Genomic DNA, 16,366 nt, shown 5'->3' with positions numbered 1-16,366 from the left:
TCTTTGATTTTTGGTATTATTTTATCCGTTATTGCATTTATTGTAGCTGATGAAATAGAAATTTGATAAAGCTCTTCAATATGTGATTTTATATCTTTATAGCTCATTCCAAGTGCATATAATGATAATATCTTCTCTTCTATTTCATCACTTATTGTTGTTTGATGTTTTTTTACTATTTGAGGCTCAAATCTACCTTCTCTATCTCTTGGGGTAGCAAGTTCAAATTCTCCTGATGTTGATTTAACTGTTTTCCTGTTGTAACCGTTTCTTCTATTTCTTTTACCTTGTAAAACTTCATCTGCAATATGAGATTCAATCTCTGCTTCAAGTGCAGCTTCTACTAATTCTTTAATTAATGGAGCTAATACTCCATCTTTTCCACCTATCTTCTTACCTGCTAATAAATCTTTTACTGCTTTGTCAAAATTAAATTTCTCCATGTCAGTCCTTTCTTCTTTAGTATTTTACCTTGACTGACACGGAATTGCTAACACTCTCGAAAAAAACTTTAAATATAATTTAAACCACTTTTCATTTAATATGATATGAAATTTTTTATTTTTTTATTTTTTCCACATTAGGATGAAAAGCTTTTGTTGAAACAATTATTTTATCCCCTACTTTTAAATTTTTTGTTTCTTTTTTTGTTATAACAATTTCTGTTATCTGGTTACCTATGGAAATAACCGCAATATTTATAACATCATTTTTTTTAATATCTATTATTTCACCTTCAAATGCAAATTTTGCCGAACCACTATGTTTTAACAAAACATCTTTGGTTTTTGAATTTTTAATTATTTTTCCTCCGTTTATTTCAATCACCCTGTTTGAAAGTTTATAAATTTCGCTCGGTGAATGTGAAACCATAATTGTTGTCAAATTAAATTTTTTATGTAAAATTAAAATTTCTTTTTGCAGATTTTTTCTCATATTCGGATCAAGAGCAGAAAAAGGTTCATCCATTAATAAAATTTTAGGTTTTCTCATAAGTGCCCTGATTAATGCAACCCTTTGTTTCTGACCGCCGCTAAGTGTATTTGGAAATCTTTTTTTAAGTTCTTTTAAATTAGTTATTTCAAGCAGATATTCGGCCAAATTATAATCTTTATTTACATATAATAAATTTTCGATTACATTCATATTTGGAAAAAGTGCGTAATCTTGGAAAACAAATCCTATTTTCCTTTTCTGAGGGGGCAAAAAAATTTTTTCATCCTGCCAGACTTCATTATCCACAATAATCTTACTGCTGCTTTTTTCAAGTCCGGCGATAATTCTTAAAAGTGTTGTTTTTCCACTGCCGCTTTCACCCATTATTGCCAAAAATTCACCTTTTTCGAGGTTAAATTCCGCATCTAAATCCATATTTCCGCTGCTTCCGTGAAGTTTTTTAAAGATTTTAAAATAATTCATATTTTCTCTTTTGTTTTTCATTAAAAATATATACAAATAATAAAACCAAAAAACTTATAATAAGCATTATGGCACTGTAAAAATGGGCTGATTTATAATCCATCATTTCTACATAATCATATATTGCAACACTTGCAACCTCCGTTTTCCCGGGGATTGAACCACCCACCATCAATACAACCCCGAATTCCCCCACAGTATGGGCAAAAGTGATAATAACCGCAGTCATTATCGAACTCTTCATATTGGGAAGTATTATTTTAAAAAGTGTGGTTAATTTCCCTTTACCGCTTAAAAAGCTGGCCTCTATCAATTTTTTATCTATATTATCAAATCCGTTTTGCAAAGGCTGAATCATAAACGGAAAAGAATATATACTGCTTGCGACAACAAGCCCTTCAAATGTAAAAACAAGTTTTATATTAAAAATTTCATAAATTATTTTTCCTATAAATGAATCCTGTGATAATAAAATAAGCAGATAAAATCCGAGAACTGAAGGCGGCAATACAATAGGAAGCGCGCTTAACGCCTCTAAAACCGGTTTTATTTTTGATTTTGTATTTGAAAGAAAATAAGAAAACGGAATACCTACAAAAAGCAATATAACCGTTACTGAAAAAGCCAGTTTAAATGAAAGGAAAAACGGTGTTAAATCAATCAACACTGACTCCTATTTCACTTGCCCTAATCATTAAAAAAACCCTCTCTCCTATATTAATATTTAATTTTTCAAATGATTCTTTTAAAATCAACACTTCTATTTCTTCATTGTTAAAATTACAATAAATATTTGTAAAAATTTCACCAATTTCAATCTTTTCAACTACAGCCGCTAAATTATTTTCTATTGTGCTTTTACATTTTTCTTTTGACAAAGAAACCATTGTCGGTTTAAAAAATAGAAAAGCTTCATTTTTAATTTCAAAATTCATCTCAAGCATAACAACCTTTATCGTTTCATTAACACTTTTAAACGTTAATAAATTTATATTGTTTTTATTTTCAATATTGATTAAATCGGCCTTTATCTTATTCATTTACATTATACCCGTATTTTTTAAAAATTTTTTTTGCTTCTTTTGAAAACAAAAAATTATAAAAACGAAGCCCTTTTTTATTTAACAATACCGCCCCCTGATTAATAGAATTGTAATTGTGTGGCAATTCAATCCAATTTTTGTACATTTTTGTTTTTGGAGAAAAAAGAAGGGCTTTTGCCACAATTCCGGAATCTGTTGAATGAATGGCATAATTAAGTGCTGCCGAAACTGTTTCGGCATATACAAGTCTATTTTTTATTTTTTTGTATAATCCCGTATTTTTTAAAAATTCGACAGCGGCTTTCCCGTAAGGCGCTGTTTTCGGATTTGCAATGGCGATGGAAGCAGAATTTAATATTATATCTTTATAACCACCTTTTAAAAGTTTTCTGCTAAAAAGAACTATTGCCCCTTTTGCATAAATTTTAGGTTTGGTTAATGTCAATCTTTTTTTATACAAAGCAAAAGGATATTTCATATTGGCAGCTAAAAACACATCATAATTTGCCCCGTGCATTATCTGGGCAGTAAGTTTTCCGCTACTCGCCAAAATTAAATTAATTTTATCCTTGGGATAATGTTTATTGTAAGATTTTATGATTTCAGGCAGTGCATAGGCATTTCCGGCAGCAGATGCTACATATATTTCATTTGCGGATAAAAAAACATTTAAGAAGAAAAAAATAATAAATTTTTTCATTTATAACCCTTTCAACTTTAATTTTTAAATATAATGCAAATTTTATTCTAGTATTATACTCATTCGTTATATAATTTATCTAATTCCATTTCATTCATATGTTCTCTTCCCGCTTCAACATCATCTATAATTTTATTAAGCTCTGCATGCCTTTTAATCAAGGCATCAATATGAGGATTTTCAGCAGCTAATTTTTCCATTACAGGTATTAATTCCGGACAACATTCTTTAAACATATTTATCTCCTTTTTGTGAAATTATACCTAAAAAGGGCAGCAAGTTGGATTATCTTCTTCATCTTCTTGAAATTCTTCATAAAAATCATCATATTCTTCATCCAATTTTTCTCTGTTTTCTACTGGTTTACATTCTGTACATTCCGCTATTTCATATTCTTTATATTCATCTTTATTCAAAAAATTTTCAACTTCGTTAAACAAATGAAAATTAACATACTCAAAATTATTATTAAAACCGGTTTTAATTTCCATAAATTTGTCACACAAATCCGAATGAATTTCAATTTTTTTATTATCATTGTCTATTATAAGTTCATAAGCCATTTTACCCCTTTAAATGTATTTCATATTTTTTTTCAAAATCGTTTTTTACTTCTAATGTTAAATTTTTAAAATAAAATTTTCTCCAGTTTAAATTAATGCCTTTTGGAACAATAAAACTTCCCCTGTTGCCTGTTATATCCACTATCTCAATATCGGCTTTTAAAGGAAGTTTTATTTTTGTTGTTTTATTTATTCTGTAAAATTGATTATTTATTTTCAGTTTAACGCTTGGAAAAATCTCTTTTAAATAAATATTTTTAATATATTCATCTATATTTGATTTAATATTATATAAATTAAAAAATTCCCTCAGCATTACAAGATGGGTATAAACTTTATCCTTTAAACTCGGCAGTTGTTTGGAAGCTTCTATACAAAATGCCTTTACATTATGTTTTAAACACCAGCCGGTAAGTGCTTTTTTTTGTTCTTTATGAATATTACCGGTAAATGTTTTTGTGTTTATAATAGAAACTGGCCATTTTAAATATTTATTGACATTGTTTTTAACAAATTCAGCTTCTTTAAAAAGTTCAAAATTTTTATATCTAACTTCATCAATTACAACACTCTGTCCCCACGAATGCCTGTATTTTGAACTAAATCCGTATCCGTCATGCATAGAAATCAGTAAATCCGGTTTAAAATCGAGTATTGCCTCTTTAAGAAGTTCCACATAATAAAAATCAGGGTCCTTTTTTGAAATATAATCAAATTTTCTGTTCATATCCCCGTTATATCCCCTTACATCCGCTAAAATTGAAGTAAAATTGCTTCTTGGAATAATTAAAACATCAGCTTTTATATCCATATCCACCAGTAAATCTGCAGCTTTGTAAGCCCCCATTTCATTGCCATGAATTCCGCCGATAATTAAAATTCTTTTGCCACTTCCTTTTTTATAAAAATACTCAAATGGTTTTTTAGGCAAAACAATATGATTATGGGATTTTGCAAAAGATAAAGTAGGAAGTATTAAAGAAGAAGCAATTAAAAATTTTCTTCTATCCACTTAAAAAACCTTTTTTTATAATTATACATCAAATTTATATAATATTTTCTTATATTAATAATAATTTAAACTTATTAAGCTAAAGTTGCAAAAAATTTAAGGAGGCATAATGCAACAAATGATTTTACAGGAAAAATATCCGGTATTTGTATTGGATGTATATAAAGATGAAACACACTATAAAACTACCGATGAAATAATTAAATTTTTTAAAGAAAAAATTAATTCCCATCCTATATGTACATATATAGGAGAATTTGACCATTTTACCCATACAAAAAATCTTCCAAACGGAGAAATTGCAAAAGGTATTAAAGACTGCAAAATTATTATATTTTGTTTTGGAAATAAAATATTAAACGGAAAAATAACTGCTGTTAGGCCAAGAAGTATCGGTGTTACTGAATTTGAAGATAAGTTTGAAATAGCTTTTCTTGAAGCTCCCGCTTTAATCGCAAATGATGTAATGGAAGGATGGGTAAAAGATATTAAAGAGAATCTATAACCACTTTTACATCAGCCCCTTTTGCAAAATAAGGGGCTGTTGTAACTATTGAATCAACCCCTGTTTTTGCATACTCTTCCACATTATTAGTATTAATCCCTCCTGCACTTATGGGCAAGTTCTACTACTTGCTTAGTTGTCTCAATATCCACTTTATCAAGCTGAATAACATCCACTTCAATATCTATTAATTTTTTAGCCATTTCTAAATTATCAGTTTCAATTACCCATTTTTTTTCAATCGTTTTATGTTTTATTTTTTTAAATTCCTTAAAAAATTTATCCCAGCCTCCGAAAAGTTTTACATAATTATCAAAAACCAAAACCGTTTCATTTGTTGTAATTCTGTGGGGCATTGCGCCTCCGTCTATTATAGCGTTCAGGGCTATTTTTTTAGTAAAAGGAATTATTTTTCTTGTAGTTAAAATTTCAATATATGGGTTAATATTTTTTGCCTTTTTAACCATTTCATATGTGTAGGTAGATACGGAAAGCGCATATTCAAAAATATTTTGTGCAACTTTCCAAAGAATTAAAACATTTTCCCCCTCGGCTTCAAATATTTTACTGCCAGCAGTTAAAAATTTAGAATCTTTTTCTTTAAAATTTACTTTTAAATCAAGTTCCCTGCATAATAATTCAACTAATTTATTACCGGTAACAACAGCATCTTTTCTGGTAAAAAAAGTAATCTTGCCCAAACCCTCAATATTTAAAAGTTTGGAAGTCAAATCAAAATAAGGCATATCTTCGCTGATAAGTCTTGCAATATCCTCTTTTGTATAATACATCTTTTTTCCTTATATATTTTTTTATATAACGTTGGATGAATTATACAATATTTAAAAATAAAAAAGCAAGTTATATCAATTGAAGATGGAAAATTAAGGGAAAAACAAGAGATTTACCCTTGTCTTTCTTTTATAATTTCTGCCGCCACATTTTGAGGATACCATTGAATAGGTTCCCCTACCCTGAGTCATACTTCTAAGGTCTGTTGAATATCCGAACATTTCCGCAAGAGGTTACAAACCTTTAATTTTTGAAACAGCTTCAAGTGGTGTTAAAACTTTAACTTTTGACTTTTTAAAGCCTTTTTTATCCCGAGTGACAATATAATCAATTCCGTTTAAATAAGCACTTGAATAAATAATACTATCTTCGAAATCATTAAAATCACTCTTAAGTGCACCAAGTATAGTATTTTTATTTACTTCACTTATTTCAAAAATTTTTAAAAGTTTATAAATAACTTCATTAGCAGTTCTTTTATTAATTGATTTTGCTATTAAATAATAAATCGTATCAATACTTGAAGCGCATAGATAACCTATTACTTTTTTATTCTCAATTGCACTAAATATTTTATATATTTCGTCAAAAAAAGGTTCTCTTTCAAGAAAAAAATCCAGTACAATATTTATATCTAAGAGCATTTTCATAAATATTTTTCCTCTAAATGTTTATAATAATTTTTTTCATCTAATTTTTTATTTTTTAATATTCCGGCTAATGAATTTGTAACAGGTGAAGATTCATTTTTTTCAAGTAATGATTTAAAAAATTCATTTACAATTGCAGATACACTTGTATTTTTTTCTTTTGCATATTTTTTTATTTTTTTAATTAATTCTTTATCACTGTAAAGCGTAATTTTAGCATTCATTTTACTACCTTATCGTATAGTTTCTTTAATATTATACGATAATTTTAATTAATTTTCAATGAACTATTTTGTGCATCATGAAAAATAAATCAAAGTAATACCAATTCTCAATTAGTTAGTTACTTTAAAAATATTTAAAATTCCCCTTATTTCAATACTTTTCATCATTTTCCATTGTCAATTGATATTAATTTTCTTTTAAATTTACAAACAATTTCTCTTTTAAATCCTCTCGATTTCCTTAACCACTCCTGTTATTTTATCGGACTAACTTATAAATTAGTGTCAAACACCTTTAATTATAAAAACAAAAAAACAAGGAAAAATTACCCTTGTCTTTCTTTTATAATTTCTGCCGCCACATTTTGAGGAACTTCTTCATAATGGTCAAATACCATTGAATAGGTTCCCCTACCCTGAGTCATACTTCTAAGGTCTGTTGAATATCCAAACATTTCTGCAAGAGGAATAAATGCTGTTACTTTTTTAATTCCATGGCTATCTTCCATAGAATTTACCTGGCCTCTTCTTCTATTTACATCCCCAATTACATCACCCATATACTCTTCCGGTACTTCAATTTCAACTTTCATAATCGGTTCAAGTATAACAGGATTTGCTTTTTTGGCACCTTCTTTAAATGCCATGCTTCCGGCAAGTTTAAACGCCATTTCGCTTGAGTCAACCTCATGGTAACTTCCGTCATAAAGTTCCACTTTAAAATCAACCACCGGGAATCCTGCCAAAATTCCGCCCTGAGATGCTTCTTGGATACCTTTGTCAACTGCAGGAATATATTCTCTTGGGATTACCCCACCTTTAATTAAATCAACAAATTCATAACCTTTACCAGGTTCTTGCGGAATAAGTCTTATAAATACATGCCCGTATTGACCTCTACCGCCTGATTGTTTTGCATATTTGTATTCTTGCTCGACTGTTTTTTTGAATGTTTCTCTGTATGCAACCTGAGGTTTACCTGTATTACATTCCACTTTAAATTCTCTTTTAAGCCTGTCTACAATAATTTCAAGATGCAGCTCACCCATACCTGAAATAATTGTCTGACCGCTCTCTTCATCGGTTGCAACTCTGAAACTCGGGTCTTCTTCTGCTAATTTTTGAAGTGCAATAGCCATTTTTTCCTGGTCGGCTTTTGTTTTAGGCTCAACCGCAACTGAAATAACCGGGTCTGGGAATTCCATTTTTTCCAAAATAACGGGTCTGCTTTCATCACATAAAGTATCACCTGTCAATGTGTTTTTAAGACCTACAATAGCTCCGATTTCACCGCTGTAAAATTCACTGACTTCTTCTCTTTTATTAGAATGCATTCTAAGAAGTCTTCCGATTCTCTCTTTTTTGTTTTTAGTTGAGTTTAATACATAACTGCCTGCTTCAATTACACCTGAATAGAATCTTGTAAATGTTAGTTTACCGACAAACGGGTCAGTCATAATTTTAAATGCAAGTCCGCTGAAAGGTTGGTCATCACCAGGATTTATGCTTATTTCCTCACCTGTTTTAGGGTCAATTCCCTTAATCCATGTAACTTCTGTAGGAGAAGGCAGATAATCAATTACAGCGTCAAGCAACGGTTGAACACCTTTGTTTTTAAATGCGGTACCGCATAACATTGGAACAATTTCTATATTTAATGTGGCTTTTTTAATAGCCGCTTTAATTTCATCAGCAGTAATTTCTTCTCCGGCAAAATATTTTTCCATTAATGCTTCATCTGTTTCAGCAACTGATTCAATAAGTTTTTCCCTGTATTCCTCCGCTTTATCCCTAAGTTCAGCCGGAATGTCTTCAACTTTGTATTTACTTCCAAGTGCCGCTTCATCTTCCCATACAAGAGCTTTCATTTGAACTAAATCCACAACACCTTTAAAATTCTCTTCCGCCCCGATTGGAATTTGAATAGGAACCGGATTAGCTTTTAATCTTTCTTTTATCTGTTTTTCAACTTCATAAAAATTAGCCCCGATTCTGTCCATTTTATTAACAAATGCAATTCTTGGGACATGATATTTGTTTGCCTGTCTCCAAACTGTTTCACTTTGAGGCTGAACACCGCCGACGGCACAAAATACTGCAACCGCACCGTCAAGCACCCTCATACTTCTTTCGACTTCAATAGTAAAGTCAACGTGTCCCGGAGTATCGATAATGTTAATTTGATGTTCTTTCCAAAAACATGTTGTAGCAGCCGAAGTAATTGTAATACCTCTTTCTTTTTCCTGTTCCATCCAGTCCATAGTCGCTGCACCTTCGTGCACTTCACCTATTTTATGACTAACACCGGTATAATATAAAATTCTCTCCGTTGTTGTAGTTTTACCTGCGTCAATATGAGCAGCAATACCTATATTCCTAACTTTTTCGATAGGCGTTTTTCTTGGCATTTTATCTCCTTAAATTTTTTGAAATTATATCAGACTTTGAAGTTTGTAAATTTGAAGAAAAGGGGAGGAGAAAGCTCTCCATTTTCAATTCTCCATTTTCCATTAAAATATTACCATCTGTAATGAGCAAATGCTTTGTTTGCCTCTGCCATTCTGTGAGTATCTTCTCTTTTCTTGAATGCCGCTCCTCTTTCGTTTGCCGCATCCCAAAGTTCGTTAGAAAGTCTTTCCACCATTGTTCTTTCATTTCTGTTTCTTGCGGCATCAACTATCCATCTGATAGAAAGTGTTTGTTGTCTTTCAGGTCTCACTTCCATAGGGACCTGGTATGTCGCCCCACCGACTCTTCTGCTTCTAACTTCCAAAAGCGGTTTTACATTTTCAATAGCTTTGAAAAATACATCTATTCCTTTTTCTTCACCTTTGCTATCCAATCTTTCAATAGCACCGTAAACTATTTTTTCGGCAATTGTTTTTTTACCGTCCCACATAATTTTATTAATAAATTTTGTAACTATTTCACTCTTAAATACCGGATCCGGCATTACCGCTCTTTTAGGCGCTCTTCTTCTTCTCATAAAATCTCCTTCTCTTCAGTTTTTTTTACCCATATACAGGGACTTACTCTACCAGCTTTGGCAGTGAGGAGGCAAATCAATGGACAATTAAACAATTAAAAATGGAATTTTACATTTTCCATTTTACATTTTCCATTAAAAATTCCTCCTACTATAACCAAAACGCAAATTAACCTAAACTACACAAAAATCAAAAATTATTTTTTACCGGCTTCTGCTTTTTTAGTACCGTATTTACTTCTTGAGTGTACTCTTCCTTTAACTCCGGCGGTATCCAACGCACCTCTTACGATGTGATATTTAACCCCAGGCAAGTCTTTTACCCTACCGCCTCTTACAAGCACAATGCTATGTTCTTGCAGGTTATGACCGACACCGGGTATATAACTAATTACCTCATACCCGCTGGTAAGGCGAACTTTTGCAACTTTTCTAAGTGCAGAGTTCGGTTTTTTAGGAGTAGTCGTATATACTCTTGTACAAACCCCTCTTCTTTGAGGACAGCTTACAAGTGCAGGTGATTTTGATTTTTTAATAACTTGTTTTCTACCTTTTCTAACTAATTGGTTTATAGTAGGCATTCTTTTCCTTTAATCAGTTTTTTAGTGTGGAATTATACCAAAATAAAAGAAATTTATTAAATTTTTTTATTTATTATTTACTTAAAAAAAGGAAATTAAAATCCTTTAAAGAAATTTTGAATAGGCAAATTTTTTTCAATCTGTTTTTTTATCTCTTCTTTAGCCTTCCTTTTAATTTCTGCTTTTAAAAATTTACTTGCATCAATTTTTATAGATGGAGAAGTTAATTTACCTTTTAATTTAATATAAATTGGTCTTTTCATTATTTCTAAAAGAAGCTTTGAGTCTATATATTCTTTATCTAAATCTACAAAAGCTTTTTTAGAAGAAATGTGAGTCAGTTTGCTTTTCATATCCAAATCGCTTATTATTTTTTTATCATTTATAATAGAGTGAATAGTTGTTTTTTTATAAATTTCTCTTGTTAAATCAAAATGAGCCAGAGAATTTATTAAAAAGCTGAGCTTATTAGGTAAAAAGTGGCCGTCAATCAAATTAGCATCCAAAACGCCTTTTTTATTTAAAAGGTTATATTTCAAATCAATATTTGCGGTTGAATCAAAAATTTGAGGATACATAAGCATATCCATAAGTTTTACAACATATAGATTTTTTGCATTTAATGTAAAATCGTTGTTTAATAATTTATAATTTATATTACCTCCGAGTGTTTTAGAGTTTCCTGTAATTAATAAATCTTTATCCTTTTTTATATTTCCAAATACCCTAATTTTACCTTTTAAATGTTTTTTTGTTGCAAAATAGAGTTTGTCTAAATTTGGAATATTTATTGAATAAGTGCTTGTAAATATATTTTTATTAATATTGTATTTTCCATCCGGCAAATTAGCATTAACAACATTTGAATTTAATTTTGTATTTATTAAAGCTATTGAATTTTTTATATTGACATTTGAATTTAGATTATATGAAATAGCAGCATTTGTAAAATTAAACTCTTTATACAACACATATTTATCTGTTTTCCCTTGTATATTGGCAATTATTTTTCCGTTTAAATCTTTGTTAAAATAAATTTTTCCATTTGAGTTAATATTTCCGTAACTGTATATCGGCTGATAAACCATATAAAGCAGTTTATTTATTTTAATATTATTCACTCTATAAATTAATTCTTTTTTACCCAAATTTGTTTGATAATCTATATTTCCGCCCGCTAAATATGCGATTCCTTTTACCAATAAATTGTCTGTTTTACCTTTTATGTTGCCTTCTGTTTTAAATTTTCCCCTTATTTTTTGATTTATAACAGGTGTTAAAACAGATAAATTATCGGCCAAAACAATATATTTGGAACTTAAATAATTGTTTTCAAATTTGCCGTTTATATTTGCCTTTAATAAATTGGAAACTAAATTGGCAAAAAAGTTTATTTTTTTATCTTTCATTAAAGCTTTTGCATTTAAATTAAGCGCAGTTTTTGGAAGTGTTAAATTATACTCTTTTTTCAATAAATTCCTGTTAACAGTTGCATTTTTAATATAAGCTTTTATATTCCCGTCCAAATTGTTAATATCAATACTGTTTAAAACAATGTTTGAATTTAATTTTCCGTCTATAAATTTAGGTTTATTAACTATATAAAGAAGGCTTGCTAAATCCAGATTTTTAATATCTGCCAAAATTTTTGAAACTTTTTTATTTTTAAGTTCAACAAAATAATTACTGTTACTTTTTGCAAAATTTGTGATTCCTTTTATTTTTATATCTTTGATATTTCCTTTAATGTTTCCACTCGTATCCACACTTCCTCTTAGTGGATAATTAACTATATTTTTTAAATTATTTAAATTATCAATATGAACATTGTAATTAATATTGAAATTCTGGGAAAAAAGTGAATAATTTCCTTTAATATTTGCTACCGAATTTTTTAAAAGTTTAATTTTTAAATCAATATTGCCAAAGCCAACCCTAAATTTATCAAAAGAAATTTTAACAGGGGATTTTGAATTAATCTGACTTTCAACGATAGGTTTTAAAAGCGCGTTTCCCGGAGGCGTAAATAAAAAAACTATAAAAGCTGCAAATATTACAATAACAGAAGAGAAAAAAATTAAAAATTTTTTCATATTTTCCCTTTTTGCTAATTATAGCAAAAATAAAATTATGAATTTTTAATTAAATATATAAATTTTCTTTCCTTAAAAGAAGGTATATTCATCTCCTGTCTGTATTTAACAATGGTTCTTCTTTGCATATTTATATTAAATTTCTTATTTACAAATTCAAGAATTTCCTTATCGCTTAAAGGTTTTTCCTGATTTTCATTTTCAATAAGATTTTTTACAAATTCTTTTATTTCAACAGTTGAAACATTGTTTATATTATTTGCAAAAAAATCTTTAAATGCAAATATACCCCATTCTGTCTGAATAAATTTATTCTTTATTGCCCTTGAAATTGTGGATTCGTTAAATCCTAATTCTTTGGCGACATCTTTTAACCTAAGTGGTTTTAAACTGCCGCCTACAAAAAAGCTATACTGTTTTTCGGTAATGATTAACGCAATATTATAAAGGGTTTTTTTTCTGAGATCCAGCATATTCACAAGTTCTTTCGCCTCTTTAAATTTCTTTTTCAGATAATTATTCGAATCGTTTACAAAATTTATTTTAACATCCGGATAAAACTGGCTGTTCATCATAATAACTAATTCACCTTTTTCAAAAAAAATATGCATATCCGGAACAATATGTTCTTTGTTTTTTTTAAATTCAACGGCAGGGGGATATTTTAAACGCTTTAAAATATCTTTTGCATCTTTAAAACGTGGATGGTTGATAAATTTGTCCATAGAACTGAAATTTTTAATTATATTACTTAAAAGCAGGCTGAGTTCATCATCTAAATCATATTCCACAAGCTGGAACAAAAAAGCCTCTTTAAAATTTTCTGCGCCTATTCCGCTAGGCTCCAAGTATTCAAAGCGCTGTCTTACAGATTCCACAAATGTAGGCGTAACATTGCAAATATTGGCAATTTCTTCTATATTTCCCTCAAAATAACCCTCTTTATTTATATTTAATATAATCTCTTTTGCAACTTTTTGGGATTTTTTTGTAGGGAATAAAGGCGGAATTATCTGTTCTTCCAAAATTTCATATAAATTTTTTTCATTTATGCTCAAAGCTTCTATAGAATCGGTTGAAGCGTTTGAAACACGGTTTACATATTCACTGTAAGCTTTTGGTGAAGTTTTGTTTGATATTTCAATACAGGGATTTTCATAAGATATGGTTCTTAAATGCTCATCGAGTTCTGTAACTGAACACTCAAGTATCGGAAGCCACATTTTCATAGAAAGGCGCGGCACCTGTTTTTGAGACAAACTCTGTTTTAGTTCCATAAAAACCCCATATAATATTTTTACAATATTATATGCAATTTTTGTTCTAAACGAAAACGGCTAAATTATCCGATTCAAAAAGAATCGGAACTAATACCTTATACGTACAAGTCCGTTCGGTTTAGCAATTTTCATCTGACATGCAAGTCTTGCTTTAGGGCTGTTTTCATTCAACATTTTCATAACAGCTTTTTCTTTTTCATTCATTTCATTCAAATACTCCATCCCTGTTTCAATATATACAACACAGGTTCCGCATTCTCCGTCTCTGCAACCAAAAGGTAAAGCGGAACCGGATGCTTCCACAATATCCTGGATAGTTTTACCAGGTTTAACATTTACAGCTAAAAAATCATTTACAATCTCTACTCTTGTTGTCATTTTTTACTCCTTTTTTTTATTCAAATGGTTTTACAAGTATGTCTGTTTGTATAATACACTGACATGCAAGTCTAATAGGTGTTTGTCTGTTATACTGCTGGGCTATTTCAGCCTCTTTTTTTGAAATGGCTCCCATTTCTATCAAAGTGTTAAGTTCTTTATCTTCCATATATACCGGAACGGCTTCCGGGTCATAACCCTCTTCATCCGGTTTTAATGTATCTTTTAATTTTAATTCTTCAATTTTAACGGCACAGCTTCCGCAGGTACCGTCTTCACATTCACTCGGTATTTTAACCCCGTTTAGTTTTGCAACTCTTAAAAGTAAATCACCTTTTTTTGCAAAAATCCTTTTATCCATTCCTTCACCGAATCCGCAAAAAATCACACTTACCATTTATTCTCCTTTTTTTTATTTATTTAAAACAGATTCATTTTATGTACTTTTACTTTGAATCTGTTTTTTCTCTTTTTTCGCACGGTGTTCTCTAATCCATTTTAATTCTTCTTCCACCTCATCATAAAAATCATCATCTTCCACCGCTTCAAGCTCATCTTCCCTGCATCCGAAAATTACGCCTTTTTCCAAAAAATGGACTTCATAAATTCTTATTACCTGTAAAAAATCCCCGATATGCTTAACATATCCCTCTTCCCCGGGTTCAATCAAAATGGCGTTTCTTTCATAAAAAGGGTTTGTTCCGTCATTTTTTATAGGGACTTTTATCCTGACCCTCTGACCTATTTTAAATTTGGGAAGTATTTCATCTTTTGTTGAAGATGAAATCAATCCTTCTTCAGCTACTGTTAATTTTTTCATCATTTACTCCTTTACACTGCTGCAGCTGCTTGCGCCAAGACAGAATCTACAAGGAGACGGCCTGCTGAATGTGTCCCATATTTCCGCAGCACTCGGGGAATAACCGTTTTCAAAATTTTTATAAATATTATAAAAGGCAAATTTATAAAAATCCAGCTCTTTTTGCTCATTTTCAAACTCTTCTTTTTTTGATTTTTCAAGCATTTCACCGAATTTTTTTAAAATATGGAATCTTTTTACACTTACAAGATTTTTATCATATTCAATATCAAAAAAATCAAAATATTCCTCTATAGTTTTCAGTTTTTTAAACTCTTCAAGTTTACCCATAACCTCTCCTTAAAGATTCATCTCTTTTTTAATCTGTTCAGCCCATGCGGCCACTCTTTCTTCGGTCAAATCCGGCTGATTAATATCATCTATGGCCAAACCGCAAAATTTTCCGTCTTTCGCAGATGCCGAATACTCAAAATTATATCCATCAATCGGCCAGTAACCGTATTCACAATCGGCTCCAAGCTTTGTAAAAACTTCTTTAAGTTTTGCCAAAGCACTTACAAAATGTTCCCCGTGTGTAACCTGATCCCCGGCACCGAAGAAAGCGACTTTTTTACCGCTTAAATCCGGCATTTCATTTTCAAGCTCAAAAAGCGGGTCGACCCAGTCCCTTTGAGGGTCCCCCTGTCCCCAGGTTGAAGAGCCTAAAAGCAACACATCATATTCTTCAAACTGTTCAATGCCGTCAAAATCCTCTTCCATATTTATAAGTTCACTCTCTTCAAAAAATTCCTCAAGCATTTCTGCGGCATTTTGGGTAACTCCTCCGCTGCTTCCTACAAATATTCCAATTTTTGCCATTTTTAATCCTTGCATGGTTTATACTGTAAATATGTTTTATAGGCTTTATTTAACATTTTTTCCCCGTCTTCATATAGTTTTTCAAGAGTTCTATAACTAAAACGGTGCGCATCTTTAAAATATTTGTTAACCAAAACAATTTTATCCGCAATAACGACACATCTACCGAAACCTTCATGACTCATTTCCATAACAACATTACACATTACACCGGTTTTTCTCTCAAACAATAAGGCAAGGGCATTGAAAATCATTTTTATTTCATTTATCCAGATTTCATCAATATCCGCAATAATCGGAATATTTTTAAGTTCTTCTTTTGTTTTTACATATTTTTTTGTTAACAGTTCCTCATCGCTCATTTTAGACCAGCTTCCAAACTGATCAGAAGCTCTTAGCTGTCTTACAAGCTCTTTTTTAAAATCTTCTTTGTCAAATTTAATTTCTTTCATTATTACCCTT

General features: G+C 30.3%; 24 protein-coding genes and 1 pseudogene. 1 reads left to right on the top strand and 24 read right to left on the bottom strand.

Annotated features, from left to right (window positions below; all coding sequences use genetic code 11):
- The 8 genes from DZ67_RS0108450 to DZ67_RS0108415 all read right to left on the bottom strand — a co-directional run.
- On the bottom strand, positions 1 to 443 hold a 443-nt coding region (locus DZ67_RS0108450), incomplete at its 3' end, for a transposase (RefSeq protein ID WP_024788201.1).
- A gap of 115 nt (positions 444 to 558) precedes the next feature.
- On the bottom strand, positions 559 to 1,419 hold the full coding sequence (locus tag DZ67_RS0108445) for an ABC transporter ATP-binding protein (RefSeq protein WP_024788200.1): 861 nt from the start codon (positions 1,417 to 1,419) through the stop codon (positions 559 to 561).
- Entirely contained in the window at positions 1,406 to 2,083 is a 678-nt protein-coding gene (gene modB, locus DZ67_RS0108440; protein WP_369792201.1) for a molybdate ABC transporter permease subunit, read from the bottom strand. Before modB ends, DZ67_RS0108445 begins: the two co-directional genes overlap by 14 nt.
- Complete coding sequence (locus tag DZ67_RS0108435; RefSeq protein ID WP_024788198.1) at positions 2,076 to 2,459, bottom strand: TOBE domain-containing protein; 384 nt, start codon at positions 2,457 to 2,459, stop codon at positions 2,076 to 2,078. The genes modB and DZ67_RS0108435 overlap by 8 nt, the downstream gene beginning before the upstream one ends.
- Positions 2,452 to 3,162, bottom strand: coding sequence for a molybdate ABC transporter substrate-binding protein (gene modA, locus DZ67_RS0108430; RefSeq protein WP_024791033.1), 711 nt, complete (start codon positions 3,160 to 3,162; stop codon positions 2,452 to 2,454). The genes DZ67_RS0108435 and modA overlap by 8 nt, the downstream gene beginning before the upstream one ends.
- Positions 3,163 to 3,221: 59 nt before the next feature.
- Positions 3,222 to 3,398 (bottom strand): hypothetical protein, encoded by a 177-nt coding sequence (locus tag DZ67_RS10655; protein WP_173391320.1) that lies wholly within the window; start codon positions 3,396 to 3,398, stop codon positions 3,222 to 3,224.
- 27 nt (positions 3,399 to 3,425) lie between these two features.
- Positions 3,426 to 3,725: a hypothetical protein gene (locus DZ67_RS0108420; RefSeq protein WP_024788197.1), complete on the bottom strand. Its 300-nt coding sequence runs from the start codon at positions 3,723 to 3,725 to the stop codon at positions 3,426 to 3,428.
- A 1-nt stretch (position 3,726) separates the two neighbouring features.
- Positions 3,727 to 4,737: a M99 family carboxypeptidase catalytic domain-containing protein gene (locus DZ67_RS0108415; RefSeq protein ID WP_024791032.1), complete on the bottom strand. Its 1,011-nt coding sequence runs from the start codon at positions 4,735 to 4,737 to the stop codon at positions 3,727 to 3,729.
- Positions 4,738 to 4,846: 109 nt separating this feature from the next.
- Here DZ67_RS0108415 and DZ67_RS0108410 point away from each other — a divergent pair, with 109 nt between their 5' ends.
- Positions 4,847 to 5,242, top strand: coding sequence for a DUF6858 family protein (locus DZ67_RS0108410; RefSeq protein WP_024791031.1), 396 nt, complete (start codon positions 4,847 to 4,849; stop codon positions 5,240 to 5,242).
- Here the strand turns inward: DZ67_RS0108410 and DZ67_RS11110 are convergent.
- The 16 genes and pseudogenes from DZ67_RS11110 to DZ67_RS0108340 form a co-directional block, all read right to left on the bottom strand.
- Entirely contained in the window at positions 5,226 to 5,360 is a 135-nt protein-coding gene (locus tag DZ67_RS11110) for a hypothetical protein (protein WP_255327389.1), read from the bottom strand. The two genes, DZ67_RS0108410 and DZ67_RS11110, sit on opposite strands and share 17 nt — an antisense overlap.
- Positions 5,335 to 6,033: a ModD protein gene (locus tag DZ67_RS10085; RefSeq protein WP_051428224.1), complete on the bottom strand. Its 699-nt coding sequence runs from the start codon at positions 6,031 to 6,033 to the stop codon at positions 5,335 to 5,337. Before DZ67_RS10085 ends, DZ67_RS11110 begins: the two co-directional genes overlap by 26 nt.
- Positions 6,034 to 6,146: 113 nt before the next feature.
- Positions 6,147 to 6,267 (bottom strand): annotated as a pseudogene (locus DZ67_RS11330) (hypothetical protein); the annotation flags it as partial.
- Positions 6,268 to 6,684, bottom strand: coding sequence for a PIN domain-containing protein (locus DZ67_RS0108400; RefSeq protein WP_024788195.1), 417 nt, complete (start codon positions 6,682 to 6,684; stop codon positions 6,268 to 6,270).
- Positions 6,681 to 6,908 carry a DUF6364 family protein gene (locus DZ67_RS0108395; protein WP_024791030.1) on the bottom strand — a complete coding sequence of 76 codons (228 nt, stop codon included), beginning with the start codon at positions 6,906 to 6,908 and terminating at the stop codon, positions 6,681 to 6,683. Before DZ67_RS0108395 ends, DZ67_RS0108400 begins: the two co-directional genes overlap by 4 nt.
- Before the next feature lie 326 nt (positions 6,909 to 7,234).
- Positions 7,235 to 9,316 (bottom strand): elongation factor G, encoded by a 2,082-nt coding sequence (fusA, locus tag DZ67_RS0108390; protein ID WP_024788193.1) that lies wholly within the window; start codon positions 9,314 to 9,316, stop codon positions 7,235 to 7,237.
- Between the two features lie 110 nt (positions 9,317 to 9,426).
- Positions 9,427 to 9,894, bottom strand: a complete 468-nt coding sequence (gene rpsG, locus DZ67_RS0108385; protein ID WP_024788192.1) for a 30S ribosomal protein S7 — start codon at positions 9,892 to 9,894, stop codon at positions 9,427 to 9,429.
- Positions 9,895 to 10,091: 197 nt separating this feature from the next.
- Positions 10,092 to 10,475, bottom strand: a complete 384-nt coding sequence (rpsL, locus tag DZ67_RS0108380) for a 30S ribosomal protein S12 (RefSeq protein ID WP_024788191.1) — start codon at positions 10,473 to 10,475, stop codon at positions 10,092 to 10,094.
- A gap of 95 nt (positions 10,476 to 10,570) precedes the next feature.
- Positions 10,571 to 12,568 (bottom strand): hypothetical protein, encoded by a 1,998-nt coding sequence (locus DZ67_RS0108375; RefSeq protein ID WP_024791029.1) that lies wholly within the window; start codon positions 12,566 to 12,568, stop codon positions 10,571 to 10,573.
- A 35-nt stretch (positions 12,569 to 12,603) separates the two neighbouring features.
- A complete protein-coding gene (gene rpoN, locus DZ67_RS0108370) occupies positions 12,604 to 13,845 on the bottom strand; it encodes an RNA polymerase factor sigma-54 (protein ID WP_024788188.1) in 1,242 nt (413 codons plus the stop codon).
- 90 nt (positions 13,846 to 13,935) lie between these two features.
- The gene (locus tag DZ67_RS0108365) at positions 13,936 to 14,226 is read right to left on the bottom strand and encodes a 2Fe-2S iron-sulfur cluster binding domain-containing protein (protein ID WP_024791028.1); all 291 of its coding nucleotides are present in this window, start codon (positions 14,224 to 14,226) and stop codon (positions 13,936 to 13,938) included.
- A gap of 16 nt (positions 14,227 to 14,242) precedes the next feature.
- Entirely contained in the window at positions 14,243 to 14,623 is a 381-nt protein-coding gene (locus tag DZ67_RS0108360) for a 2Fe-2S iron-sulfur cluster-binding protein (protein WP_024788186.1), read from the bottom strand.
- 39 nt (positions 14,624 to 14,662) lie between these two features.
- Positions 14,663 to 15,046 carry a nitrogen fixation protein NifZ gene (locus DZ67_RS10080; RefSeq protein WP_024791556.1) on the bottom strand — a complete coding sequence of 128 codons (384 nt, stop codon included), beginning with the start codon at positions 15,044 to 15,046 and terminating at the stop codon, positions 14,663 to 14,665.
- 3 nt (positions 15,047 to 15,049) lie between these two features.
- Positions 15,050 to 15,376, bottom strand: coding sequence for a nitrogenase-stabilizing/protective protein NifW (locus DZ67_RS10075; protein ID WP_024788184.1), 327 nt, complete (start codon positions 15,374 to 15,376; stop codon positions 15,050 to 15,052).
- Positions 15,377 to 15,385: 9 nt separating this feature from the next.
- Positions 15,386 to 15,904: a flavodoxin gene (locus tag DZ67_RS0108345; RefSeq protein ID WP_024788183.1), complete on the bottom strand. Its 519-nt coding sequence runs from the start codon at positions 15,902 to 15,904 to the stop codon at positions 15,386 to 15,388.
- 2 nt (positions 15,905 to 15,906) lie between these two features.
- A complete protein-coding gene (locus tag DZ67_RS0108340; protein WP_024788182.1) occupies positions 15,907 to 16,356 on the bottom strand; it encodes a NifX-associated nitrogen fixation protein in 450 nt (149 codons plus the stop codon).
- Between the last annotated feature and the right edge of the window lie 10 nt (positions 16,357 to 16,366).

It is taken from the genome of Lebetimonas sp. JS138 (assembly GCF_000523335.1).
In the GTDB taxonomy this organism is placed as follows: Bacteria; Campylobacterota; Campylobacteria; order Campylobacterales; family Nautiliaceae; genus Lebetimonas.
The sequence above is the reverse complement of the archived record's forward strand: the minus strand, read 5'-3'. Positions and strand labels throughout refer to the sequence as shown.